Origin of the sequence: Cupriavidus sp. KB_39 (assembly GCF_052114485.1) — a bacterium.
Taxonomy (GTDB): domain Bacteria; phylum Pseudomonadota; class Gammaproteobacteria; order Burkholderiales; family Burkholderiaceae; genus Cupriavidus.
In genome coordinates, this window is record NZ_JBFREV010000016.1 from 83738 (window position 1) to 109145 (window position 25408).

General features: G+C 65.9%; 19 protein-coding genes. 14 read left to right on the forward strand and 5 right to left on the reverse strand.

The window, feature by feature from the left end:
* Window positions 1–51: 51 nt before the first annotated feature.
* From AB4Z27_RS14325 to AB4Z27_RS14370, 10 genes are all read left to right on the forward strand, one after another.
* Window positions 52–810, forward strand: a complete 759-nt coding sequence (locus AB4Z27_RS14325; protein ID WP_441644652.1) for a sulfite exporter TauE/SafE family protein — start codon at window positions 52–54, stop codon at window positions 808–810.
* A 636-nt stretch (window positions 811–1446) separates the two neighbouring features.
* Window positions 1447–2370, forward strand: coding sequence for an SMC-Scp complex subunit ScpB (gene scpB / locus AB4Z27_RS14330; protein ID WP_441593561.1), 924 nt, complete (start codon window positions 1447–1449; stop codon window positions 2368–2370).
* Between the two features lie 28 nt (window positions 2371–2398).
* Complete coding sequence (gene rluB / locus AB4Z27_RS14335) at window positions 2399–4348, forward strand: 23S rRNA pseudouridine(2605) synthase RluB (protein ID WP_441644653.1); 1950 nt, start codon at window positions 2399–2401, stop codon at window positions 4346–4348.
* Window positions 4349–4685: 337 nt separating this feature from the next.
* Entirely contained in the window at window positions 4686–5174 is a 489-nt protein-coding gene (rimP, locus tag AB4Z27_RS14340; RefSeq protein ID WP_092289595.1) for a ribosome maturation factor RimP, read from the forward strand.
* A complete protein-coding gene (gene nusA, locus AB4Z27_RS14345; protein WP_092289593.1) occupies window positions 5171–6646 on the forward strand; it encodes a transcription termination factor NusA in 1476 nt (491 codons plus the stop codon). Before rimP ends, nusA begins: the two co-directional genes overlap by 4 nt.
* Window positions 6647–6729: 83 nt before the next feature.
* Window positions 6730–9621 (forward strand): translation initiation factor IF-2, encoded by a 2892-nt coding sequence (infB, locus tag AB4Z27_RS14350; protein ID WP_092289591.1) that lies wholly within the window; start codon window positions 6730–6732, stop codon window positions 9619–9621.
* Window positions 9622–9684: 63 nt separating this feature from the next.
* Window positions 9685–10056, forward strand: a complete 372-nt coding sequence (gene rbfA, locus AB4Z27_RS14355) for a 30S ribosome-binding factor RbfA (protein WP_092289589.1) — start codon at window positions 9685–9687, stop codon at window positions 10054–10056.
* A 72-nt stretch (window positions 10057–10128) separates the two neighbouring features.
* The gene (truB, locus tag AB4Z27_RS14360; protein ID WP_441644654.1) at window positions 10129–11079 is read left to right on the forward strand and encodes a tRNA pseudouridine(55) synthase TruB; all 951 of its coding nucleotides are present in this window, start codon (window positions 10129–10131) and stop codon (window positions 11077–11079) included.
* Between the two features lie 125 nt (window positions 11080–11204).
* A complete protein-coding gene (locus AB4Z27_RS14365) occupies window positions 11205–12170 on the forward strand; it encodes a putative Ig domain-containing protein (protein ID WP_441644655.1) in 966 nt (321 codons plus the stop codon).
* 97 nt (window positions 12171–12267) lie between these two features.
* A complete protein-coding gene (locus AB4Z27_RS14370) occupies window positions 12268–13452 on the forward strand; it encodes an MFS transporter (protein WP_441644656.1) in 1185 nt (394 codons plus the stop codon).
* A 24-nt stretch (window positions 13453–13476) separates the two neighbouring features.
* Here the strand turns inward: AB4Z27_RS14370 and AB4Z27_RS14375 are convergent, their stop codons facing one another.
* The 4 genes from AB4Z27_RS14375 to AB4Z27_RS14390 form a co-directional block, all read right to left on the reverse strand.
* Entirely contained in the window at window positions 13477–15078 is a 1602-nt protein-coding gene (locus AB4Z27_RS14375) for a DHA2 family efflux MFS transporter permease subunit (RefSeq protein WP_441593566.1), read from the reverse strand.
* 36 nt (window positions 15079–15114) lie between these two features.
* A complete protein-coding gene (locus AB4Z27_RS14380) occupies window positions 15115–16380 on the reverse strand; it encodes an HlyD family secretion protein (RefSeq protein ID WP_092289579.1) in 1266 nt (421 codons plus the stop codon).
* A 60-nt stretch (window positions 16381–16440) separates the two neighbouring features.
* Window positions 16441–17922: an AdeC/AdeK/OprM family multidrug efflux complex outer membrane factor gene (locus AB4Z27_RS14385; RefSeq protein ID WP_441593568.1), complete on the reverse strand. Its 1482-nt coding sequence runs from the start codon at window positions 17920–17922 to the stop codon at window positions 16441–16443.
* Window positions 17923–18007: 85 nt separating this feature from the next.
* Window positions 18008–18547, reverse strand: a complete 540-nt coding sequence (locus tag AB4Z27_RS14390) for a MarR family winged helix-turn-helix transcriptional regulator (protein ID WP_441644657.1) — start codon at window positions 18545–18547, stop codon at window positions 18008–18010.
* A 194-nt stretch (window positions 18548–18741) separates the two neighbouring features.
* On the opposite strand from AB4Z27_RS14390, the gene typA reads away from it, so the two are divergent.
* On the forward strand, window positions 18742–20562 hold the full coding sequence (typA, locus tag AB4Z27_RS14395; RefSeq protein ID WP_092289575.1) for a translational GTPase TypA: 1821 nt from the start codon (window positions 18742–18744) through the stop codon (window positions 20560–20562).
* A 45-nt stretch (window positions 20563–20607) separates the two neighbouring features.
* Here typA and AB4Z27_RS14400 read toward each other — a convergent pair whose 3' ends face one another.
* Window positions 20608–21465 (reverse strand): sterol desaturase family protein, encoded by an 858-nt coding sequence (locus AB4Z27_RS14400; RefSeq protein WP_441644658.1) that lies wholly within the window; start codon window positions 21463–21465, stop codon window positions 20608–20610.
* Between the two features lie 218 nt (window positions 21466–21683).
* On the opposite strand from AB4Z27_RS14400, the gene AB4Z27_RS14405 reads away from it, so the two are divergent.
* From AB4Z27_RS14405 to AB4Z27_RS14415, 3 genes are all read left to right on the forward strand, one after another.
* Window positions 21684–23252, forward strand: coding sequence for a methyl-accepting chemotaxis protein (locus AB4Z27_RS14405; protein WP_092289571.1), 1569 nt, complete (start codon window positions 21684–21686; stop codon window positions 23250–23252).
* A 98-nt stretch (window positions 23253–23350) separates the two neighbouring features.
* Entirely contained in the window at window positions 23351–24457 is a 1107-nt protein-coding gene (locus tag AB4Z27_RS14410) for an enoyl-CoA hydratase/isomerase family protein (RefSeq protein ID WP_441644659.1), read from the forward strand.
* A 107-nt stretch (window positions 24458–24564) separates the two neighbouring features.
* Window positions 24565–25125 carry an NADPH-dependent FMN reductase gene (locus tag AB4Z27_RS14415; RefSeq protein ID WP_092289568.1) on the forward strand — a complete coding sequence of 187 codons (561 nt, stop codon included), beginning with the start codon at window positions 24565–24567 and terminating at the stop codon, window positions 25123–25125.
* Window positions 25126–25408 lie beyond the last annotated feature (283 nt).

The window sequence follows — 25408 nt, forward strand, 5'->3', positions numbered from 1 at the left end:
GGCGCGACAGATCAATTTTACCGCGTGAAGTGACGCGGAAGCGAGGGACCGTTGCCATTTGGTGTGCTTTTCAGCGTTTTTATCGTTGCGTTGTTTGGTGGCGTCCACTGTGCTGCGATGTGTGGCGGCATTGCGATGGCGGCCGAGCAGCGCGCGGCGGTGCGCGTGCCGGTGACGATCCATCGCTCGCCGCGCGGCTGGCTCGTGGAATTGCTGGCGATGCACGCCGGCCGCCTGACCACCTACGCGTTGCTGGGGGCGGTGGTGGGTGCCGTCGGCGCCACCGTATGGAAGCAGGACTATCTGCCTGTGCAGCGATGGCTCTATGGCGCAGGCGGAGCGATGCTGGTGATGTCGGGCTTCTGGCTGTTGCGTGGGCGCACCATGCGTGCGACGCGCCTGGAGGCGTTCGCGGTGCGCATGGCCCAAGGGGTGGTGGGTCGCATGGGCGCGCTCGGTATCAGGCTGCCTGCCGGCCTGGCCCGGCATGCGCCGCTGCTGCGGCGCTTCGGTCTGGGACTCGCCTGGGGGATCGTGCCGTGCGGGATGGTCTATGGGGCACTCGCAATGGCGTTGCTGGCCGGCAATGCGGCGTCGGGCGCGCTGGTCCTGTTCGCCTTTGGGTTGGGAACGCTGCCAAACCTACTGGTGATTTCGGGGTTGTCGGGCTATGTGCGCCATGTGTCGCGCCGGCCGGCGGTCCGGACCGTGGCGGGCGTGCTGATCATCGGCTTCGGCATCGTGGGCGTGGCGCGGGCGGTCTGGCTCCCGGAGACGCTGGCTGCGCATGGGTTCTGCGTGGTGTTCTAGGACGATTCCGGGCGGCGGACAGGCCGCCCCGGTTCGTGCCATTCGCCACGCCGGGCGGCGGGCGGGTTGCGGAGGGGGGCGGGAATGCCATACAATCGCGAGAACCACGGTATCGCGCCACGTAATTCCCTGGCGTCGCCGGGCCGGCATCCCTGATCTGGGATGCGTGTCCATGGGTCCGAGGCAGCATTGGCTTGCCGGATCCGTCCCCACAGTGCATCCGGTTCAAAAGATCTGGTTTAAAAGGCCGGTCGGCCTTGTGGAGTGGTGGTGCAGGCGCAGGACGAAGCTTGTCCGGGCCGATATCCGTTTTTTCTTGCCGCCTTGGCAATCTGATTGTCCTGGCGAATGTCCGCTCCAAGGGGAAGGGTTCCGCCTGCGAGGGTAAAGGCGAGAGCGCGACGCAAGAGGTTCGACTCCCGGCGAAGCCAGCCGGATGCGGACGATCTCCTGCCGGAACGACCCGGCAAATCGATGCAAAAGAACGAAGTGCACCGCTTGGCTGCCTGGGCTGCGACAGGCTGCGAGTTGGCTGCGCAATGAGATGGCGGTGGCATCGGTACCGCTGTATCCGAAATCTCCAGTGCTCCGGGATTCGTCCGGGAGCAGGTGCAAAGACAGGCTGCACACAATCACATGAATACCCAAGAGGCGAAGATCGTCCTCGAGACCGCGCTGATTTGTGCGCAGGAGCCCCTGCGCGTCAACGATCTCCGCCGTCTTTTCGCCGACGATGTCGGCGCCGACACCATCCGCGCCCTGTTGGACGAATTGCGACAGGACTGGCAGCAACGCGGTGTGGAACTCGTGGCCCTGGCCAGCGGTTGGCGTTTCCAGAGCCGGCCCGAGATGCGCGAGTTCCTCGACCGGCTCAACCCGGAAAAGCCGCCCAAGTATTCGCGCGCGGTGATGGAGACGCTGGCCATCATCGCCTATCGCCAGCCCGTGACGCGCGGCGATATCGAGGAAATTCGCGGCGTGACGGTCAGCACCGACGTGGTCAAGAAGCTCGAGGACCGCAGCTGGATCGAGGTGATCGGGCATCGCGACGTACCGGGCCGTCCCGCGCTCTATGCCACGACCAAGGCGTTTCTGGACGATCTGGGGCTGCGCACGCTGGATGAGCTGCCGCCGCTCGAGGATGCCCAGGCCCAGGTCCAGGCAGCCCTGCTGGACCAGCAGGCGATAGATTTTGAAGAAGTTGCCACGGCCAACCCGCCGGCTGGCGATGAAGAGACCTTTGCCGAGCCCCAGGCCGCCGAGACCGCTACCGATGCGGTGGAAGCGGAAGTCGTGGCCGTGGCGGAGAGCGACCATGCGGAGCCGGTGGAGACGGAAGCCCACGGCGCCGATACCGAACAGAACGACACGCCGCACCCGCAAGACAACAGCGTTGCGCAGTGGTCCGCCGATGGCGGGCATGACGACGACGCGCCGCTGGCCCACGCCAACGGTTTCCACGTGGACACAGCTGCTTCCTCCCCGGAAGCGGCCGACGATTCGGTCCGGGACGGCAACGCGCCGCATCCTGCTGAGGACGACGAACGCGTGTCCAACTGAATAACACGCAACATCGATAGTGAATACTTTGTCTGATTCCGCTGAGCAAGACGTCCGGCAACCGGACGCGCCGGGCGATACCGGCGCTGCGCCCGACGCGGGCAATGGCACCGACGGCGCGCCGCGCCGCAAGGGCCTGCGCCGTGGCCTGCGCAATCTGGTGGCGTCGCGCCGCCAGTCCGCACAGGACCGCGAGGGTGGCCGTGCCGAGGGCGATGCCGCCGCACCGGCGCAAGCCGACGCGCCGCAGCCCGACGCCGCCGCACCGGCCGGTCGCGAGCCGCGCGCCCGTGGCCGCCGCAAGCCGGCAGCCGATCGTGATGCCCGTGACGTCCGCGAACCGCGCGCCGAGGCGAGTGACGCCGACGGCCAGCCTGCGCAGCCACAGGGTGCCGGCGTGCGCAAGCGCCGCCAGCAGCCCCAGCGCAAGGCTGCGCTGGTCGATGGCGACAACAAGCCGGCAGCCCAGCAGCCGGGCCGGCGCGACAAGCGCGGCCAAGGCGGTCAGGGTGGCCAAGGCGGCCAGGGTCAGCGCAAGGGKCAGGCGGGCGCCGCAGGCGGCAAGCCTTCGGAAAAATTCGAGCAGCGCGCCGGTGACAAGCCGGCTCGCGGCGCGAAGGCCGGCAAGCCTGCTGGCGGTGCCGAGGACGTCTTCAAATTCGTGATCTCGGAACAATTCGATCAGGAAGAGATGGCGCTGCCGCGCACCAAGGCCAAGCCGGTGCGCGAACTGTCCGCCGACGATGACGCGCCCAAGCTGCACAAGGTGCTGGCCGAAGGCGGCCTCGGCTCACGCCGCGAAATGGAACAGCTGATCCTCGAGGGTCGTGTCTCGGTTAACGGTCTGCCGGCCCACATCGGCCAGCGGATCTTGCCGACCGACCAGGTGCGCGTGAACGGCAAGCTGATCCATCGCAAGGTGTCGAGCAAGCCACCGCGCGTGCTGCTGTATCACAAGCCGTCCGGCGAAATCGTGAGCCAGAGCGATCCGGAAGGCCGTCCGACCGTGTTCGACAGCCTGCCGCGCATCAAGGCCGGCAAGTGGGTGGCGGTGGGTCGTCTCGACTTCAATACCGAAGGCTTGCTGATCTTCACGACCTCGGGCGATATCGCCAACCGCTTCATGCACCCGCGCTACGGCGTGGAGCGCGAATACGCGGTGCGCACGCTGGGCGAGCTGGCCGAGGCCGACCGCCAGGCGCTGCTGCACGGTATCCAATTGGACGATGGCGAAGCGAACTTCCTGCGCATCGCTGATGGCGGTGGCGAAGGCGTGAACCAGTGGTATCACGTGGCGCTGACCGAAGGCCGTAATCGCGAGGTGCGCCGCATGTTCGAGGCCGTTGGCCTGACCGTGTCGCGCCTGATCCGTACGCGCTACGGCCAGTTCCTGCTGCCGCGCGGCCTCAAGCGTGGCCGCTGGCAAGAGCTGGACCCGACCGACGTGCGCGCGCTGATGGCCAATATCGGCCTGAAAGCGCCGGCGAAGGGCGAGCAGGGCGGCAAGGGTGCCACCAAGGTGGGCGGCCGCAAGGCGCGTACCGAGGCGGCCATTGCGGGCATGCCGATGCACACCGGCATGGACGGCCTGCCGCGCTACGAAAAGGGTGGCGCGCGCGGTAACGGCGGCGGTGCCGGCCGTGGTGGCCAGCCCGATCCGATGCAGACCTCGATGGGTTACATCCCGACCGGCCCGGCGCCGCTGACGTCGCATACCACCAAGTTCAGTGGTGGCGCGGCCGGCGGCCTGCGTGGCGGCGGTGCCGGTGGGCGCGGTGGCAATCGCGGCGGCCTTGGCGGCGGTGGTGGCCTGGGCGGCGGAGGCATGGGTGGCCAGCGCGGCCAGCAGCGTCGCGGCGGTGGTGGCGAGGCCAACGGCAATGTGATGCCGAAGGCARCCAAGGGCGGCGGCAATGCCAGCGGCCCGCGTCGTCCGCGCGGTCGTGGCGGCAACCAGGGGGGTGGCGGTCACCGCTAACCCAGGCAGGCGGCATGCCGGCCGGGGCTCGCCCTGGCCGCACGCTGCCCGCGGATCCTGTCCGGCTTTTGCCTTTTGGACATAATCCGCGTATAATCCAAGTCTATTCAAAAGTGTCATCCTTAGCGAGGGTGGGCGAATGATGGGCATTGCGCCCATTTTTTTTTGGTTCGCCCGTTTTGTGCTTGTGGCCGCGACTGCGCCACGCCGGCGCCGGGGATGACGGGGCAGGCAAGGCAGCGGTTCGTTCCAGAACCTCGTTTCAGGACCTAGTTTCAGAACGGAAGTCGTTGTCCGGTGTCTGCCATGGTGTTGAAGGCCACTATTCGGGAATACAGTGCATCTGGCAGATTTGATCGAAACCACCCTTAACGGCATGGGCTACGAGTTGGTTGAGCTTGAGCGTGCCCCCGTCGGACTGCTGCGTGTCTATATCGATCAGCCTGAAACCGGCATCGTCATTGAGGATTGCGAGAAAGTAAGCCGCCAGCTTACCCATGTGCTTACGGTCGAAAATGTCGACTACGAGCGCCTCGAGGTGTCCTCGCCCGGTCTGGACCGGCCGCTGAAGAAGCTGGCCGATTACGTCCGTTTTGCCGGCGTCGAGGCCAGAATCACGCTGCGCCTCCCGGTGAATGGCCAGAAGAATTTCGTCGGCATCATCCAGGCACCCACTGGCGATGACGGAGCCGAGAAAATCGGCCTGGAATTCGAAGGACGCGACGGCCCGGCACTGCTGGAATTCGCCATATCCGACGTCGACAAGGCACGGCTCGTGCCAGTGATCGACTTCAAGGGAAATCAAAGAAAAGGGAACAAGCAATGAGCCGCGAAGTTCTGTTGCTCGTCGATGCGCTTGCGCGTGAAAAGAACGTCGACAAGGATGTGGTATTCGGTGCGCTCGAAGCAGCACTCGCTTCGGCCACCAAGAAACGCTTCGAGGAAGACGTGGATATCCGCGTCGCCATCGACCGCGAATCCGGTGAGCACGAAACGTTCCGCCGCTGGCTTGTCGTCCCCGACGAGCAGGGCCTGCAGGAGCCGGACAAGCAGATCCTGCTGTTCGAAGCCCGCGATCAGGATCCGGAGATCGAGCTCGAGGAGTTTGTCGAAGAGCAGATCGAGTCCGTGGAATTCGGCCGGATTGGCGCCCAGGCGGCCAAGCAGGTGATTTTGCAGCGGATCCGCGACGCCGAGCGCGAGCAGATCCTGAACGATTACCTGGATCGTGGCGAAAAGGTCATGACCGGCACGGTCAAGCGTGCCGACAAGAAGGGTCTGATCGTGGAGTCCGGCCGCGTGGAAGCGCTGCTGGCCCGCGACCAGATCATTCCGAAGGAAAATCTCCGTACCGGTGACCGCGTACGGGCGTATATCCTCAATGTGGATCGCGCCGCGCGCGGCCCGCAGATCGAACTGTCGCGTACGGCACCCGAGTTCCTGATCAAGCTGTTCGAGAACGAAGTGCCGGAGATGGAACAGGGCCTGCTCGAGATCAAGGCGGCCGCCCGCGACCCCGGCGTGCGCGCCAAGATCGCCGTGGTGGCCCATGACAAGCGCATCGACCCGATCGGCACTTGCGTGGGCGTGCGCGGTACCCGCGTGACGGCYGTGCGCAACGAGATCGGCGGCGAGGCCGTGGATATCGTGCTGTGGTCGGAAGACCCGGCGCAGTTCGTGATCGGCGCACTGGCGCCGGCGCAGGTGCAGTCCATCGTCGTGGACGAGGAAAAGCACTGCATGGATGTGGTGGTGGACGAGGAAAACCTCGCCGTCGCCATCGGCCGCAGCGGCCAGAACGTACGCCTGGCGTCCGAACTGACCGGCTGGCAGATCAACATCATGACGCAGGAAGAATCGGCGCAGAAGCAGGCCGAGGAAAGCGAAGTGGTACGCAAGCTGTTCATGGCCAAGCTGGACGTGGACGAGGAAGTGGCGGACATCCTGATYGAGGAAGGGTTCTCCACGCTGGAAGAAGTTGCCTACGTGCCCATCAGTGAAATGATGGAAATCGAGGCCTTCGATGAGGACACCGTCACTGAGCTGCGCAACCGCGCACGCGATGCGCTGCTGACGATGGAACTGGCCCGGGAAGAAAAGGTGGAAGAGGTGTCGCAGGATCTGCGCTCGCTCGACGGCCTGACCCCCGAGCTGATCGGCAAGCTGGCCGAAGGCAATATCCACACGCGTGACGACCTGGCCGAACTGGCTGTGGACGAACTGGTCGAGCTGGCCGGCGTGGCGGATGAGGAAGCCAAGGCGCTGATCATGAAAGCACGGGAACATTGGTTTAACTGAGGGACACGTACGGGGCCAGGGGCCCCGGCGCTTTCCGCATACGATTTGTCCCGACGTAGAAACCGAGCATTGAAAGGGTTTGAATGGCAAGCACAACAGTTGCCCAACTGGCCGCAGAACTGAGCCGCAGCGCAGCTGCCCTGCTGGAACAATTGCAGGCAGCTGGGGTGGGCAAAGCGACGCCGGAAGACATCATCACCGAATCGGACAAGACCCGACTCCTTGATTATCTCAAGCGGTCGCACGGTCAGGCCGACGACAGCGCACGCAAAAAGATCACGCTGACCAAGCGCGAAACGTCCGAAATCCGTCAGGCCGATTCCACCGGCAAGACCCGTACCGTTCAGGTCGAGGTGCGCAAGAAGCGCGTCCTGATCAAGCGTGACGAGGTCGCCGGGGATGCACACGCCGATGGCGTGGACGCCGCGGAAGCGGCCGAGGCCGCCGCCGAACAGGCACGCCGCGAGGAAGAGGAAAGCCGTCAGCAGGCCGAGGCGCTCGCGCGCCAGGAAGCCGAACTGAAGGCACGCCAGGAAGCCGCCGAGCGCGAGGAAGCCGAGCGCCGTGCGCGCCAGGAAGCCCTCGAGGCCGAGCAGCGCCGCCAGACCGAACTTCTCGCCCGCAAGGCCGAGGAAGAGGCCGTGGCTGCCCAGGCGGTGAACAACGCCGTCGAGGACGCTGCCGTGCGCAAGAAGGCCGAGGACGACCAGGCCCGCGTGGCCGCCGAGCGCGTGCAGGTGCAGAAGGATGCGGATGACGCGAAGGCAGCGGCCGACAAGGCCCGTGCCGAGCAGGACGCCGCCCGCCGCCGCCGCGAGGCTGCCGAGGCCGAGGCCCGTGCGATCCAGCAGATGCTGAACGCCCCGGCCCGCGTGCTGAAGGCGCCGTCGGAACGCAAGGCCGAGGAAAAGAAGGCCGAGCAGACCGGTACGCTGCACAAGCCGGTGAAGCCGCCTGGCACGACGACCGAAGCCAAGAAGGACGACAAGAAACCGGCCACGACCACCACGGCCACGACCACCGTCGACAAGAAGACCGGCAAGCCGGTCAAGACCGGTACGTGGCAGGACGATAGCTCGCGCAAGAAGGGCAGCGGCCTGAAGACGCGCGGCGATACGTCGGGCGGTGTGGGTGGCTGGCGCGGTGGCCCGCGTGGCCGCGGCGGCAAGCAGCATGCCGACGATCGCAGCAACTTCCAGGCGCCGACCGAGCCGGTGGTGCGTGAAGTGCACGTGCCGGAAACCATCTCGGTGGCCGATCTGGCGCACAAGATGGCCGTGAAGGCGTCCGAGGTCATCAAGCAGATGATGAAGCTCGGCCAGATGGTCACGATCAACCAGGTGCTGGACCAGGAAACCGCCATGATCGTGGTGGAAGAAATGGGCCACAAGGCGTTCGCCGCCAAGCTGGACGATCCGGAAGCACTGCTGGTGGTGGATGGCGAAGACCATACCGACGCCGAACTGCTGCCGCGTCCGCCGGTGGTGACCGTGATGGGTCACGTCGACCACGGCAAGACCTCGCTGCTCGATTACATCCGCCGCACCAAGGTTGCCGCGGGCGAAGCCGGGGGCATTACGCAGCACATTGGCGCGTACCACGTCGAAACCGAACGTGGCGTGATCACCTTCCTGGACACCCCGGGTCACGAGGCCTTCACGGCCATGCGTGCCCGTGGCGCCAAGGCCACCGACATCGTGATCCTGGTGGTTGCGGCGGACGACGGCGTGATGCCGCAGACCAAGGAAGCGATTGCGCACGCCAAGGCCGCCGGCGTGCCCATCGTGGTGGCGATCAACAAGATCGACAAGCCCGAAGCCAACCCGGACCGCGTGAAGCAGGAACTGGTGGCCGAGCAGGTGTTGCCGGAAGAGTACGGCGGCGATTCGCCGTTCGTGCCGGTGTCCGCCAAGACCGGCCTGGGCATCGACGACCTGCTCGAGCAGGTGCTGCTGCAAGCCGAAGTGCTGGAGTTGACGGCACCGGTGGACGCCCCGGCCAAGGGTCTGGTGGTGGAAGCCCAGCTCGACAAGGGCAAGGGCCCGATCGCGACGATCCTGGTCAGCAGCGGCACGCTCAAGCGTGGCGACGTGGTGCTCGCAGGCAGTGCCTACGGCCGCGTGCGCGCCATGCTGGACGAAAACGGCAAGCCGACGAAGGAAGCTGGTCCGTCGATCCCGGTGGAAATCCAGGGTCTGTCGGAAGTGCCGGCCGCCGGCGAGGAAGTGCTGGTGCTCCCGGACGAGCGCAAGGCGCGTGAAATCGCCCTGTTCCGTCAGGGCAAGTTCCGCGACGTGAAGCTCGCCAAGCAGCAGGCCGCCAAGCTGGAAACGATGCTGGAGCAGATGAGCGAAGGCGAAGTGCAATCGCTGCCGCTGATCGTGAAGGCCGACGTGCAGGGTTCGCAGGAAGCACTGGTGCAGTCGCTGCAGAAGCTGTCGACCGAGGAAGTGCGCGTGCAGATYGTGCACGGCGGCGTGGGCGGCATCTCGGAGTCGGACGTCAACCTGGCTGTGGCCTCGAAGGCAGTCATCATCGGCTTCAACGTGCGGGCTGATTCCGGCGCGCGCAAGCTGGCCGAGCACAACGGCATCGACATCCGCTACTACAACATCATTTACGATGCGGTAGACGAGATCAAGGCGGCGATGTCCGGCATGCTGGCGCCGGAGAAGCGCGAGACCACGATCGGCCAGGTGGAAGTCCGCCAGGTCTTCCGTGTGCCGAAGATTGGCGCCGTGGCCGGCTGTATGGTCACCGACGGCATGGTCAAGCGCAACTCGCTGGTGCGCGTGCTGCGCAACAACGTGGTGGTGCACACCGGCGAACTGGACTCGCTCAAGCGGTTCAAGGACGACGTCAAGGAAGTCAAGCAAGGCTTCGAGTGCGGTTTGTCGATCAAGAACTTCAACGACGTTCAGGAAGGCGACCAGCTCGAGGTGTACGAAATTACCGAAGTGGCGCGTACGCTGTAAGGCGATACGCAAGACGGCAGGCTCCGGCCTGCCGTTTTCACTTTGGGCACAAGACAGGTTTGAATGGCCAAGAAAGGCAATATCTCTTCCCGCAATCTGCGGCTTTCCGACCAGATCCAGAAGGAACTGGCCGAGATGATCCAGCGCGAACTGCGCGACCCGCGCCTGGGCCTGGTCACGCTGCAATCGGTGGCGCTGACGCCCGATTACGCGCACGCCAAGGTCTACTTCACGGTGCTGGGCGCCGAGCCTGAGGTGGCCGCCGGTATCCTGCGCGAGAAGGCCGGTTACCTGCACTCGCTGCTATTCAAGCGCCTGCACATCCACACCGTGCCGACGCTGCATTTCCATCACGACACCTCGGTGGAACATGCCATCGAAATGTCGAAGCTGATCAACGAAGCCAATTCGACGCGCGCCAAGGACGACGAGTAAGTCCGTCGCGCCGTTCYGCCTTTGTGACGCGCGCCGGACCCGCTCCGGCGCCGCGCTTCTCTCCCCGCCGCAATGACCGATTCCTCCGCAACCCGTCCGCCCCGGCTGCCGCGCCGCGACGTGCATGGCGTGCTGCTGCTCGACAAGCCACTGGGCCTGTCGTCCAACGACGCGCTGGTGCGCGCCAAGCGCATGCTGCGCGCCAACAAGGCTGGCCACACGGGCACGCTGGACCCGCTCGCCACCGGCCTGTTGCCGCTGTGTTTCGGCGAGGCGACCAAGTTCTCCCAGGATCTACTCGAGGCCGACAAGACCTATGAGGCCGTGGTGCGGCTCGGCGTGACGACGACCACCGGCGATGCCGAGGGCGAAGTCGTTGCCGAACGCCCGGTCACCTGCGACCGCGCCGCGCTGGATCTGGCGGTATTACGATTTACGGGCCCAATCGAACAGGTGCCGCCGATGTATTCGGCCCTGAAGAAGGACGGCAAGCCGCTATATGAATACGCGCGCGCCGGCCAGACCATCGAACGCGCGGCGCGGGCGGTGACGATCCATGCGATCGAACTGCTCGACGTGGCCCTCGACGCCAGTCCGCCGCAATTCACGATGCGCGTGCGCTGCAGCAAGGGCACCTACATCCGCACGCTGGGCGAGGACATTGGCGAAGCGCTCGGTTGCGGCGGCCACCTGACCGCCTTGCGCCGCACGGCCGTGGGCGACCTCACGCTCGATGGCGCGGTCACGCTGGAACAAATCGACCAGCAATCCGACGATATTCGCCCGACCATGCTCGCGCCCGTGGACGCCTTGCTGCAACGCTGCGTGCTCGTGCAGCTCGACGACGCCGCGATGGCGCGATTCCTCCAGGGCCAGCGCATCGCMCGGCGCGACCTGCCCGAGGGCACCGCGCTGGAAGAGGAAAYCCTGGCGCGCGTGTACGGCGGCGAGCCGTCCCGCCTGCTGGGCGTGGCCCGGATGCGAGAGGGCGCACTGCGCCCGGAGCGGCTCGTAAAGATCTGAAATCTGGCCGGGCAGCGGCCAGCCAGTCCCCGACGGACGTGTTGTATATTCACGCGTGATGCCATAGGCATCGGCGCGGCCAGCGGGCAGGGCCGCAATAAAAACAACCACTTACGGGGCTGACGATGTCTTTCCGATCCTTCGGTGCCGCGCTGCGCGCGCCGCATGCTGGTCTGTCGTCGGCCCGGTCGTGGCTGGCGATTCTCTTTCTGTGTGGTGGGGCGTTGCTGTCGGGATGTGTCACCGATGAAGACGACGGGAAAGTCCAGGCACCGGCGGGGCTGAGCTACGCCATGACATCGGCGATCTACGTAGCCGGCCAGCCCATCGCGCCGAATCGACCCAGCGTCAGTGGCGACCCTGTGACGCGCTATTCCGTGGCACCGGTCTTGCCGGCCGGGCTGACGATCGACGCGGCCAGTGGGGTGATTGCCGGTACGCCCGCCTCGGTCAGCGCCGCCACTGTATACGTAGTGACCGCCGAGAACGCCGGCGGCAGCGCTACCGCCCGGGTGCAAATCGAGGTGCGCAATACCGGGGCGGCGCCTTCGGGGCTGACTTACCGGGAGTCGGCCGTCATCTACACCGTCGGCACAGCCATCACGGCCAATACGGCCACCAGCACCGGCGGCCCCATTTCCACATTCCGCATCGCGCCCGCACTGCCGGCCGGGATGGCATTCAATACCCAGACGGACGCCATCACTGGCACGCCGACCGTCGTGTCGGCCGAGTCGAGCTATACCGTCACGGGCAACAACGGGGCGGGCGAGACCACCGCCACGCTGCGTATCGCCGTGCAGGCGGGCGTCGTGGCACCGGCCAGCCTGGCGTTCAGCACGCCCACGGCCCGCTACGTCGTGGCGGAAGCCATCGTACCCAATACCCCTGTGGTGACTGGCGGCGCGGTCATCGCCTATACGGTCAGCCCGCCTTTGCCGGTGGGCCTGAGCATGAACACGCAAACCGGCGTGATCTCCGGCACGCCAGCGGTCGTGCAGTCGCAGGCGGTCTACACGGTCACGGCCCGCAATGCTGGAGGCAGCACGCAGGGGCAGGTGCAGATCTCGATTGTGGCGCGAGGCAGCTAGGCTTCGGCTACGCCCCCGGCCCCTGACCGAGCGGCCCCGGGCCGAGGCTCCCATGACCTATCCTTGACCCACCAGCCACGAATCAGCGGTGGGAGCCATGCGTTGCCTGATTTTTTGCGCGGTGCAGTGCCTGCTGGCCGTGACGTGGACGCTCTACGCGGCCTTCCTGCCGCAACTCGCCGCGCAGGTCGGCATTGGCAAGGCGCAGGTCGCGTGGATCTTGTTGATGGATCAGGCGATCTTCGTCATCGCCGACAGTGCCATGGGCATCGCCGCCGACCGCATGGCCAACGCCATGCACCGTCTGGGCGTCTGGATCCTGGCGATTTCGGTCGTCTCCGGCGTCGCTTTCGTGCTGCTGCCGGCCGCCACGTCGCCGGCGCTGCTGGTGGGCCTGACCGCGCTCTGGGCCGCCAGCTCGTCCGCGCTGCGTGCACCGCCGATGGTCATCATCGCGCGTCGTCTTGAACGCTCCGCCACGCCGCTTCTGATTGCATGGTCGATACTGGGCATCGGGCTGGCCGGGGCGCTGGCCCCGATGCTGACGGCGGCGCTGCGCCAGTCGTCGCCCGTAGTGCCGTTCGTGCTGGCGAGCGCCGGCCTCGTGGTGGCAGTGGTCGCACTGCGCTGGATCGAGTTGCCGCCGCGCGAAGCTCTCCCGCCCCGCCGCGCCCCGCCCGCGCCGATGCCGGCGCTCTGGCTGTTCTTCGCCGCGACGTGGCTGCTGGCGTTCGGCTTCCAGATCCACATCGCGATCAATTCCGGTCCCGCCTATCTCCGCTTTGCGCCCGCCACAGAGCTGGTGCGCTACATGCCGGCCTTCTGGGTGGGCTTCGTCCTTGGGGTGTTGCTGCCGCAGGCGCCTTTGCTGAAGCGCGTGCCGGCCGCCGTGCTGCTGCTGGCTGCAGCCCTGCTGGGGGCGCTCACGCTGGTCGGTTTCGCCACGGCCTCCACGCTCCCCGGCGTGTTGCTCGCGCAGGGCGTTGCGGGCGTGTTGTGGGCGATGGTCTTCGGCACGGTGGTCAATGCGGCGACCGATGCCGGCCATGTGGGGCGGGAAGGGCGCTTCGTCGGGCTGGTGTTCTCGCTCGCGGCGCTGGCGGCGTTGGCGCGCATCGCCATGCTGGCCGCCGGTGCCGCCGCGCCGCTGGCGGGCTGGTTGCCCTGGCTGCCGGTGTTCGCCTGGGGCTGCGCCGCCGTGTTGCTGGCCGCGTTTGCCTGGCAGGGCGGCACGCGGAWGGTGCCGCCCGTTGGCGCCGCGTCGCCGCCGGAGCGGCGATAGCGGCGGGTGCGCTTTGTGACGCGCTCAGTGCGCGCCGGCCGCCTCGGCGCCGCCGCCGCCCTGGCTGCGCTTGGTCAGCCAGACAAAGCCGATCAGCACGAAGAACAGCACGCCCGAGATCCAGAAGATGTCGTTGGCGCCCAGCATCGACGCCTGGAGCGAGATGTTCCGCTCCATCAGTCCGATGGCCTGCGTCTGCGTCATGCCCATCTGCATCAGATGGTTCAACTGCTCGGTGTAGGTGGCGCTGTAGGGGTTGATCTGCTCCACCAGTTGCGCGTGATGGAGCGCCGAGCGGTTTTCCCAGATCGTGGTCGAGATCGACGCCCCGATTGCCCCGAACGTAATCCGCACGAAGTTCGACAAGCCRGAGGCCGCCGGAATCTTCTCAGGCGGCTGGCCGGACAGGATGATCGACGTCAGCGGAATGAAGAACAGCGCCATCGCCGCGCCCTGGATCAGCGTGGGAATCATCAGCGTGCGCGTATCCACCCCGGTGGTGAAGCCGGCCCGCATGAAACTGACGATGCCGAACGTGATGAACGCGCCCGTCGCCACCCAGCGCGCGTCCACCTTGGGCAGGATGCGCCCGATGATCGGCGACAGGATGATCGCGAAAATGCCCACCGGCGCCATGACGATGCCCGCGTCCGTGGCGGTGTAGCCGACGATGGTCTGCAGCCACAGCGGCAGGATCACCAGGTTGCCGAAGAACAGCCCGTACGCGACCGAGATCGCCACCACGCCGGCGGCGAAGTTGCGCCCCTTGAACAGATGGATGTCCACCACCGGATGTTTCTCGTAGTTTTCCCAGATCAGAAAGAACAGGAAGCCCACCACGGCAATCACGGTCAGCGCCACGATCACGTTGGAATGGAACCAGTCGAGTTCCTTGCCCTTGTCGAGCATCAGCTGCATCGAGCCGACCCAGATCACCAGCAGCGCCAGCCCGATGCGGTCGATCGGCAGCGTCTTGGTGGGCGTTTCCCGCTCGCGATAGATCGCCCAGGTGGCGTAGGCGGCACCCAGACCAACCGGGATATTGATATAGAAGATCCACGGCCAGGTCATGTTGTCCGAGATCCAGCCGCCCAGCAGCGGCCCCATGATCGGCGCGACCAGCGTGGTCATGCCCCACAGCGCCAGCGCCATCGAACTCTTGGCTGGTGGATAGCTGGCCAGCAGCAGCGACTGGGAGAGCGGGATCATCGGCCCGGCCACAGCACCCTGGAGGATCCGGGCGGCCAGCAGCGTCTCAAGGTTCGGCGCCACGCCGCATAGCCACGAYGAGACCACGAACAGCAGGATCGACAGCACGAACAGCCGCACCGCGCCGAAGCGCGTGGTCAGCCAGCCGGTCAGCGGCACCGAGATGGCGTTGGCCACCGCGAACGAGGTGATGACCCAGGTGCCCTGGTTGGGCGAGACGCCGAGATCGCCCGAGATGGCCGGGATCGACACATTGGCAATCGACGAGTCGAGCACGTTCATGAACGTGGCCAGCGACAGCGCGATCGTGCCGATCACGAGCTTGCCGCCGGTCAGCGGCGGTGGCGTGGCGGAGGGCGCCTTGGCCGGTGCCGGCGAAGCGCCCGCGCCCGGCGTGGCGGTGGTGGAATTAGCCATGAGCGGTCAGCCGTGCGGAATCAGGGAGTCAGACAATTACGTATTGGCCGGCTTGGCCACGGGAGCCGCGGCGCCCGCCTTGCCGGTCACGGCCGGTGCCGCCTGCGGCGCGGCCGAGGTGCGGCCGCCGTTGTTCAGCGAGATGATCTTGGCGATCAGTTCGTCGGCGTCCTGCGCCACCTTGTCGTAGACATCGGTCTGGAGCGGCTTGGCGGCGGAGGCGCTGAGCATCGCGCCGCCTTCTTCCTTGCGCACGTCGACGGTGACGTTCATCGACAGGCCCACGCGCAGCGGATGGTCCTTCAACTGCTGCGGATCCAGCGCGATACGCACCGGCAGGCGCTGCACCACCTTGATCCAGTTGCCCGTGGCGTTCTGTGCCGGCAGCAGCGAGAACGCGGAGCCCGTGCCGGCCGAGAAGCCCGCCACGTGACCCGTGTACTTGACCTTCGAGCCATAGACATCGGCCTCCAGCTCCACCGGCTGGCCGATCCGCATATGCGTGATCTGCACTTCCTTGAAGTTGGCATCCACCCACACTTGGTCTAGCGGCACCACGGCCATCAGCGGCGTGCCGGGGCTCACGCGCTGGCCCACCTGGACCGAGCGCTTGGCCACGTAGCCGGTGACCGGCGCGGGCATCGTCGAGCGGGCGAAGGCGAGGTAGGCCGAACGCAGGTTCGCGGCAGCGCGCTGCACATTGGGATGTTTCTCAACCGTAGTCTGGTCGGTCAGCACCTTGTTCGAAGCGAGTTGCTCCTGCGCGGCCAGCAGCGCCGATTCGGCGGCCTTCAGCCCGGTCTGCGCATGAGAAATTTCTTCGTTCGACACGGCACCCGAGCCGGCGATGGCCTGGCGGCGGCGCAGGTCGTCGCGCGCCTTGGCTACGTCGGCCTGGCGCATCGCCACGTTGGCGGACAGCGAGCCGTTGTTCACGTAGAGCGTGCGCACCTCGCGCACGGCCTGGGCGAGCTGGGCCTCGGCCTGTTCCATGGCCACCTGGGAGTCGGCGCGGTCGAGCTGGATCAGCGGCTGGCCGGCGGTAACGAGCTGCGTGTCGTCGGCAGTGATGGAGATCACCGTGCCACCCACCAGCGGCGTCACCTGCACCACATTGCCGGCGACGTAGGCATCGTCGGTATTCTCGAAATGGCGCGCGTAGACGCCCCAGTACAGGCCATAGCCAAGCCCGGCCACAACGACGGCGGCGGTCAGCGCCACCAGCAGGCGGCGGCGCTTGCCATTGTTGTCGGCGGCGGGGGTCGGGGTTTGCGGCGCGGCAGATTGCGGAGTGTTGCTCATGATGTCTGTCTTTTGCGTAGTCTTTGACGGATTGTCTGGTGTCGGCGGGCGAGCGCCCGGTCAGCCTTGGGCGGCGTGCGGCGCTTGCGCGGTATCCGGCGTCTCGCCCTGGTAGCCGCCGCCGAGGGCCTTCATCAGCCCCATCTGCAAATCGAGCCGCCGCGCCTGGAGGTCGGTGGCCAGCCGACGCTGCTGGAGCACATTGCTTTCGGCGTTGAGCACGGTCAACTGCGTGCCGAGACCGGCCTTGTAGCGCGTGGTGGCCAGCGCGTAGGCGTGCTCGGCCAGGTCCAGCGCCTCGCGCTGGGTCTTGATCTGGGTGTCCACGCTGCGAATGCTGGTCACGGTGTCGGCGGTTTCGCGCAGCGCGTCGACCAGCGTCTGGTTGTAGTTCGCCACGGCGATGTCGTATTGCGCGTTCTTGCCCTTGAGGTTGGCGCGCAGCCGGCCGCCTTCGAATACCGGCAGCCGCACCGAAGGACCGATGCCGAAGGTGCGGCTGATGCCCATCAGCAGGTTCGACGGATCGAGCGAGGCCACGCCGGCGAACGCGGTCAGCGTCACGTCGGGCAGGAACTCCTTCTTTGCCACGCTGATGTCCTTCGACGCCGCCTCCACGCGCCAGCGCGCCGCCACCACATCCGGGCGACGGCCGATGAGGCCGATGGTCAGGTCATCGGGCAGCAGCGGCGTGGCGTTGGCGAGCAGGGTGGGGCGGGCGATCTGCAGTCCACGATCCGGGCCCTTGCCCAGCAGCGCGGCGATCTGGTTGCGGGCGAGGGCGATTTCCTCTTCCACGCGTTGCAGGTCGGTCTGCGCGGCGGCCACGGTGCCGCGTGCCTGCGTGGTCTCGACCTGGGTATCGAGCCCGGCGGCCAGACGCTGGCGCGAGAGGTCGGTCAGGTCGCGACGCTGGGCGATGGCGCGCTCGGCCACATCGCGCTGCGCATACAGCGCGGCCAGCCGGTTGTAGTTGCGGGCGATGGAGGTGGTCAGGATCAGGCGCGCGGCCTGACTCTCGGCCTCCATGGCGCGGTCGTCGGAGAGCGCAGCTTCCAGCGCATCGCGGTTCTTGCCCCAGAAGTCGAGGTCCCACGACAGGCCCATCTGCAGCCGCGACTGGTTCTGCCAGGAGCCGGCCAGCGGCGTGCCTTCGAACAGGTCGGTTTCGGARAACCGCTGGCGCACGATGCTGCCTTCGAAGTCCACGCTCGGATACAGCGCGCCGCGCGTGGCTTCGGCCAGTGCACGCGATGCCGCCACGCGGCCAATCGCGGCCTGCAGGCTCGGATTGTCCTTGACGGCCTCGTCGGCCAGCGCGCGGAGTTGCGCATCGTGGAACTGGTCGACCCAGTCCTGCGACGGCCACTGGCCGTGATCGTTGGTAAAGGTCTGCGGCGACGCCAGCGCCTGCGGCTCGGCCAGGTTTTGGGTGCTGTGCGAGTCACCCAACGCCGCGCAGCCGGCCAGCACGGCCGCGGCCATGACCGTGAGGGCCAGGGCGCCCAGACGGCGCGATGCGGAGGAGATAACGGGTTGCATATCGATCTGACTTCTTATTTAGCCTGTCGCCAGGATGGTGGCGCCGGGTGATGAGAAAACGTGCAAAGGGCGGGGCAGGGGTGCGCTAGCCGCCATCGCGCTCAGTCCAGCAGGTGCCGACGGCCTGCCCGCCACCGTTGTCGATGACCCGATGCAGCATGCCGCGCAGTACGTCGATTTCCGCCTGGCTGAAGCCGACGAAATGGCGCCGCATCACGTTGCAGTAGACGGCAGGCAGTTGGGCGGCGATGGCCGTGCCCTCGGGCGTCAGCGACAGGTCCACCACGCGGCGGTCGTCGTCGCGGCGCGTGCGCACGATAAGTCCCCGTTTCTCAAGCCGGCTCAACATGCGGGTGATCGATCCGGCATCGGTGTTCAGGCTGCGGCCGATGTCGGTGACGGTACTGGCGCCACCCATCGACAACATGATCAGGCAGCTCGCCTGGGCGTGCGTGATGTCCAGGCCACTCACTTCCTGCTCGATGCCGAGCGTTAGCAGGTTCTTGGCCCGGGCCAGCAGGTAACCAACGCTGGAGCCAAGCTCGTAGACGGCCGGATCGAAAAGATCCGGCTCGGCAGGCCCTGCGCCGGAAGTGGTCGTAAAAGTGGTGTTAGATTCACTCATTGTTTGTCGCCGCAATCTTTGCTGTGACAAATATATGCATGTGACGCACGATCCGCAAGAACGGAAATTCGTCATTGCAGAAACCGCAACGACGCCTAACATAGAAGGTCGATCCGCAGCAGAGCGTTTTGCGCCGCAGCATGCTAGAATGTCGGGTTAATTTTTCGAACGCTCCGCGTCAAGGGGACGCCGCAATGACCCGCGCCATCCGTAACATCGCCATCATCGCCCACGTCGATCATGGCAAGACCACCCTGGTCGACCAGCTCCTGCGCCAGGCAGGTACCTTCCGTGAAAACCAGCAAATGGTTGAACGCGTGATGGACTCGAACGACCTGGAAAAGGAACGCGGGATCACGATCCTCGCGAAGAACTGTGCCGTCGAGTACAACGGCACGCACATCAACATCGTGGACACCCCGGGCCACGCCGACTTCGGCGGTGAAGTGGAGCGCGTGCTGTCGATGGTCGACGGCGTGCTGCTGCTCGTCGATGCCGTGGAAGGCCCGATGCCGCAAACGCGTTTCGTGACGCGCAAGGCACTCGCGCTCGGCCTGAAGCCGATCGTCGTGATCAACAAGATCGACCGTCCGGGCGCACGCCCTGACTGGGTGATCAACCAGACCTTCGACCTGTTCGACAAGCTCGGCGCCAACGACGAGCAGCTCGACTTCCCGGTGATCTTCGCCTCGGGGCTGAACGGCTATGCCGGTCTGACCGAAGACGTGCGCGATGGTGACATGAAGCCGCTGTTCGAGACCGTGCTGACCAAGGTGCCGGTTCGTAACGACGACCCGGACGGTCCGCTGCAGATGCAGATCATCTCGCTCGACTACTCGAGCTACGTCGGCAAGATCGGCGTGGGCCGCATTTCGCGTGGCCGCGCCAAGTCGCTGCAGGACGTGGTGGTCAAGTTCGGCCCGGAAGGCAACCCGATCAAGGGTCGTATCAACCAGGTGCTGAAGTTCCGTGGCCTGGAGCGCGAAATCGTGCCCGAGGCGGAAGCCGGCGACATCGTGCTGATCAACGGTATTGAGGAACTGGGTATCGGCTGCACCGTGTGCGCGCCGGACGCCCAGGACGCCCTGCCGATGCTGAAGGTGGACGAGCCCACGCTGACCATGAACTTCTGCGTGAACACGTCGCCGCTGGCCGGCCGTGAAGGCAAGTTCGTGACCAGCCGCCAGTTGCGCGAACGCCTGGACCGCGAACTGAAGTCGAACGTGGCCCTGCGCGTGGCCGAGACCGGCGACGACACGATTTTCGAAGTGTCGGGCCGTGGCGAACTGCACTTGACCATCCTGCTGGAAAACATGCGCCGCGAAGGCTACGAGCTGGCCGTGTCGCGCCCGCGCGTGGTGTTCAAGGAAATCGATGGCGTGAAGCATGAGCCGTACGAACTGCTGACCGTGGATGTGGAAGACGGCCACCAGGGCAGCGTCATGGAAGAGCTGGGCCGCCGCAAGGGCGAACTGCTCGACATGGCATCGGACGGCAAGGGCCGTACCCGCCTGGAGTACCGTATTCCGGCGCGTGGCCTGATCGGCTTCCAGGGCGAGTTCCTGACGCTGACGCGCGGCACGGGCCTGATCAGCCACATTTTCGACGACTATGCACCGGTGCGCGAAGGCGGCCTGGGCGAGCGTCACAATGGCGTGCTGATCTCGCAGGACGACGGCGACGCCGTGGCGTACGCACTGTGGAAGCTGCAGGATCGCGGTCGCATGTTCGTGAAGCCGGGCGATGCGCTGTACGAAGGCATGATCATCGGCATCCATAGCCGGGACAACGACCTCGTCGTGAACCCGATCAAGGGCAAGCAGCTGACCAACGTGCGCGCCTCGGGTACTGACGAAGCCGTGCGCCTGGTGCCGCCGATCCAGATGTCGCTTGAATACGCGGTGGAATTCATCGCCGATGACGAACTCGTGGAAATCACCCCCAAGAGCATTCGTCTGCGCAAGCGCCACCTGAAGGAGCACGAGCGTAAGCGTGCTTCGCGCGACACCGTGTAACACCGGTTTGCCCCAGAAAAAACCGCGCCCTCGAGCGCGGTTTTTTCATGGTTCAACGTGTTTGGGGCTGCGCCACTCGGGCGGCTTCCAGAAGTAGCGCGGGTCTCGGGCGTGCCAGGCGTCGCGGAACATGTCACGCCATTCGTGGAAGGTGAGTGTCAGCGGGTTGTGCGTGCGTATCTGCCGCGTGATGCCGTATTCRGGCGCGGCCTCCTCGGGCACGAAGCTGCCGAACAGGCGATCCCAGAGGGTCAGCACGCCCGCGTAGTTACGGTCGATGTACTGCGGATTCTTCGCATGGTGGACCCGATGTACCGACGGCGTATTGAGAACCATCTCAACGAGCGGCCAGCGCCGGCCCAGCCGCGTATGGACGAAGAACTGGAACGCGAGGTTCAGGCCGACGGCCAGRATCACCCAATCTGGCGTAAATCCGATGAACGCGAGCGGAATCCAGAACAGCCACATGCCCGAGATCGGATAGGTCAGGCTCTGCCGGAACGCCGTCGAGAAATTCATGCCTTCCGATGAGTGGTGCGCCACGTGCGACGCCCACAGCCAGCGCACCCGATGGCTGGCCCGGTGGAACCAGTAATAAAGAAAATCCTGTAGTAACAGCAGCAGCGCGAACGACCACCAGGTCTCCGGCACCGCGCGCAGACCGTGCGCGTAGCACCACGTGTAGACCGTGCGGATCAGCAGCCAGAGGAAGAAGGCGTCCGACGCCTGATGCATCAGCGCGAGGCTGGCGTTGGATAGCGTGTCCCGCCAGCTATAGACGGCGGGGTCGCGGCGCGCCCAGTACCAGGYCTCCCAGCCGATAGTCAGCAGGAAGACCGGCGCGAAGGCCATCAGGATCAGGCCGGGATCGAAGCCGGCGGATTGCGGGGGCGTGACGTGCATGGCGCAAGTGTGCACATTCTCAAGGTTTTTGCGTGGAGGGCTTCCTCCATACGCACCATGTGCTCGATCGTGCGCGCGCGCGTCGTCTATCGCACATCATCACAAATCTGCAACACAGACTATCCATCGCGATGCATCAAGGTTCGTGCGGGCGCGCCGTCATTGCGTGAACGGCCAGAGAGGAGTGGCCGCTTTTCACGTTACGGAGAGTCGCCCCCATGTTTCGCAACACTACGATCGGAGCCAGGCTGTGGCTCCTCACGATTGTCACGAATTTGTTGCTGCTGATTGTCGGCGGCGTCGGTTGGCTGGGCATGTCGCGCAGCAACGACGCCACGCGTCAGGTCTATCAACAGCAGCTTGCCGCCGCGACGTATCTGGCCGAAGCGCGCTCCAACCAGTTGCTGGTGCGCGTGCTGCTGGACCAGGCCGCGTTCGCCACCGATCCGGCCGACGCCAAGGCGCGCGCCGCCACGGCACAGGACTTCGCGCGCCAGTCGGACGCGGCCTGGAAATCGTATCTTGAGATTCCTCGCAATGAGGAGCAGACGCGCGCCACCGAGGCCGTGTCGGCCCGTCGCCAGGCGCTGTTCACGCAGGGCGTGGCGCCAATGATTGCCGCGCTCCATGCCGGTAACCGCGACGCGATGATGACGGCGGTCATGGACACGATTCCCAAGCTCGACATCCAGTTCACGGCCGTCAACACGGAACTGGCCCGTCTACAGGTGGCGAGCGCCAAGGCCGTGTACGAAAGTTCTCAAGATCGTTACGGTCGGCTGCTGACGCTCTCGCTCGTCGTGCTGGCCGTGGGTCTGGTGTTCAGCACCGTGGTGGCCTGGCGCCTGCGGGTCTCCATTGTCCGGCCGCTCGACGTGGCCATCGCCCGCTTCGCCCGCATTGCCGACGGGGATCTCGGCACCGCGCATCGGGAGGACGCCGGCGTAATGGTCGACGAGCACGCCAGGAATGAGACGAGTCGCATGCTGGGGATGCTCGGCCGCATGCAGGCGCGGTTGCGCGAGATGGTGGGCGAGGTGCGCGGCGGCGCCGACTCGATCGCCGCTGCCAGCGCGCAGATCGCCAGCGGCAACGCCAACCTGTCGCAGCGCACCGAGCAGCAGGCCGCGTCGCTCGAGGAAACCGCATCGAGCATGGAGCAACTGACCAGCACCGTRCGCCACAACGCCGATAGCGCACGCGACGCCACCTCGCTGGCGACCAACGCCCAGACGCTGGCCGAGCGCGGCAGCACGGCGGTTTCGCGCGTAGTGGACACCATGCGCGCCATCGACGCCGGCGCCAACAAGATCGTCGACATCATCGAGGTGATCGAGAAAATCGCGTTCCAGACCAACATCCTGGCGCTCAATGCCGCTGTGGAAGCCGCTCGCGCGGGCGAGCACGGACGCGGGTTTGCCGTCGTGGCGGGCGATGTTCGAGATTTGTCTCAACGYTGCGCGGCGGCGTCKAAGGAGATCCGGGGGCTGATCGGCGCGTCGGTGTCCAGCGTGCGCGAGGGCACCTCCCTCGTGGACGGGGCGGGCAGGGCGATGCAGGACATCGTGGACGAAGTACGACGCGTGAGCGACATCATCGGCGGCATCAGCGCGGCATCGGACGAGCAGTCGCGCGGCATCGAACAGGTGAACGTGGCGGTGTCCCATATGGACGGCATGACGCAGCAGAACGCGGCGCTGGTCGAGGAAGCGGCTGCCGCGGCGGCGTCGCTCCAGGACCAGGCCCAGCGGCTGACGGGTCTCATGGCCGCCTTCCGGCTGGCCTGAGCCGAGTCCGTTGAGACGATTCTGAAAATCGCAAAGTGGCCCGGCATCGTCATGTGGCTGGCGTAAAATCGCTGGCAACAAGAAAGGAGCAGAGACACATGACGGAGTTTGGATCGACGCAGGCAGTGGTGGAAGTGACGACCGAGGAGCGTGGCGGGGTGGCGTATCTGACGCTGAACCGCCCGCASGCGCTGAACGCGCTGTCGCTGGAGATGATTCGCGCGATCACGGACGCGCTGACGCGCTGGGAGGCCGATCCGGCGGTGCACGCGGTGGTGGTGGCGGGCGCAGGCGGCAAGGCGTTCTGCGCTGGCGGAGACATCCGCTGGTTCCACAAGGCATGGCACGCGCAGGACCCGCTGCTCGACCAGTTCTTCGTCGAGGAATACGCGCTCAACCACTTGATTCACCGCTACACGAAGCCCTATATCGCGCTGATGGACGGCGTGGTCATGGGCGGTGGAATGGGCATTTCGCAAGGTGCCCGCCTGCGCATCGTCACGGATCGCACGAAGATGGCGATGCCCGAGACCAATATCGGCCTGTTCCCAGACGTGGGCGGCGGCTGGTTCCTCGCCCGCACGCCGGGCCGGCTGGGCGAATACCTGGGCTTGACCGGCACGGTCATCCACGCCGCCGATGCGCTGTACGCGCGTCTGGCGGATGCCTACCTGCCCGCCAATGCGCTGGCCGAGATGGTAGCGGCGCTGCAGGCGGCCCGGTTCAGCAGCCCCGAGTCGGTGCTGGCACATATCGCCAGGTTCACGGACCAGCACGCAGCGGCCTGCCAGCCGGCCGACAGCACCCTCGCGCGGCTGTCGGACCAGATCGACACCGCGTTCGCGGGCGCGACGGTGCCGGCCATCCTCGCCACCATCAGCGATGCCGAAGGCGATTGGGCCGCCCAGACCGCCGCGATGCTGCGCAGCCGTTCGCCGCTGATGCTATGCGTGACGCTCGAGCAGATTCGCCGTGCGCGGTCGATGGCGCTGGACGACGAGCTGCGCATGGAACTGGACATGATGTACCACGTGTTCCGCATTGGCGAGAAGGTGGAAGGCATCCGCGCGCTCGCCGTGGACAAGGACCATCAGCCCAAATGGCAGCCGGYGCGGCTTGACGACGTGACCACGGCACGTGTGCGATCATTCTTCGATAGCCCGTGGCGGCGCGAGGAACATCCGCTGGCCGGTCTGGGTCGATAGACTGAATCGATAGACAACTCGGGCAGGGCAACATGCCCCGCCCGGATTTTCGCTGCATCCGTTGCAATCCGTTGTACTTCAACCGTCAACAGTGAAAGGAACCCGTGATGAGCAATCCTCGTGATGTCGCCGTAGTGGTGGGAAGCCTGCGCAAGGAATCCCTGAACCTGAAGCTGGCCAAAGCGCTGGCAGCGCTGGCGCCGCCGCAGCTGAAACTGGATATCGTGGATATCCGGCAGCTGCAGATGTACAACCAGGACGACGACGACAATCCACCGGCCGAGTGGGTGGCGTTCCGCGACCGCATCCGCCGCGCAGATGCGGTGCTGTTCATCACGCCCGAGTACAACCGCTCGGTGCCCGGCGTCCTCAAGAACGCCATCGACGTCGGCTCGCGCCCCTATGGGCAGAGCGCCTGGGACGGCAAGCCGGGCGGCGTGATCAGCGCATCGCCGGGTGCCATTGGTGGCTTCGGCGCCAATCACCACCTGCGCCAGTCGCTGGTATTCCTCAATATCCCGGTCTTGCAGCAGCCCGAAGCCTATATCAGCGGTGCAGACAAGCTGTTCGACGCGCAGGGCGGGATTGCGAACGAATCGACGCGCGGCTTCCTGAGCAAGTACCTGACGACGTTTGCCAGTTGGATCGACAAGAACGCCGCTCGCTGATCCAGGTGGGGAAGGCAGGGTCAGCCCAGTCCTACAGTGCGAAGCGGGGCGGCCCCGACATCGCCGGCAGGTGCCTGTTTCTATAGTGGAGTCAAGCCCACTACAGATATTCAGGAGGAAAACCATGCCGTACATCGTCGCGTGGCTACTCGGCGTCCCGGCCTTCGTGCTGGTTCTGATCTGGCTGTTCATGCATTGATGCCCCCGCATCACGAGCAAGAGCCAAACGGCGCTTTCGGGCGCCGTTTTCTTTGACGCAGCACCCCGCCGAGTGCAGCCGGCG

Bases quoted from the DNA above. Each gene is read 5' to 3' on its own strand.
- scpB (WP_441593561.1), top strand. From the start codon at position 1,447: ATGAATACCCAAGAGGCGAAGATCGTCCTCGAGACCGCGCTGATTTGT.
- rbfA (WP_092289589.1), top strand. From the start codon at position 9,685: ATGGCCAAGAAAGGCAATATCTCTTCCCGCAATCTGCGGCTTTCCGAC.
- AB4Z27_RS14365 (WP_441644655.1), top strand. From the start codon at position 11,205: ATGTCTTTCCGATCCTTCGGTGCCGCGCTGCGCGCGCCGCATGCTGGT.
- AB4Z27_RS14380 (WP_092289579.1), bottom strand. From the start codon at position 16,380: ATGAGCAACACTCCGCAATCTGCCGCGCCGCAAACCCCGACCCCCGCC.
- AB4Z27_RS14390 (WP_441644657.1), bottom strand. From the start codon at position 18,547: ATGAGTGAATCTAACACCACTTTTACGACCACTTCCGGCGCAGGGCCT.
- typA (WP_092289575.1), top strand. From the start codon at position 18,742: ATGACCCGCGCCATCCGTAACATCGCCATCATCGCCCACGTCGATCAT.
- AB4Z27_RS14415 (WP_092289568.1), top strand. From the start codon at position 24,565: ATGAGCAATCCTCGTGATGTCGCCGTAGTGGTGGGAAGCCTGCGCAAG.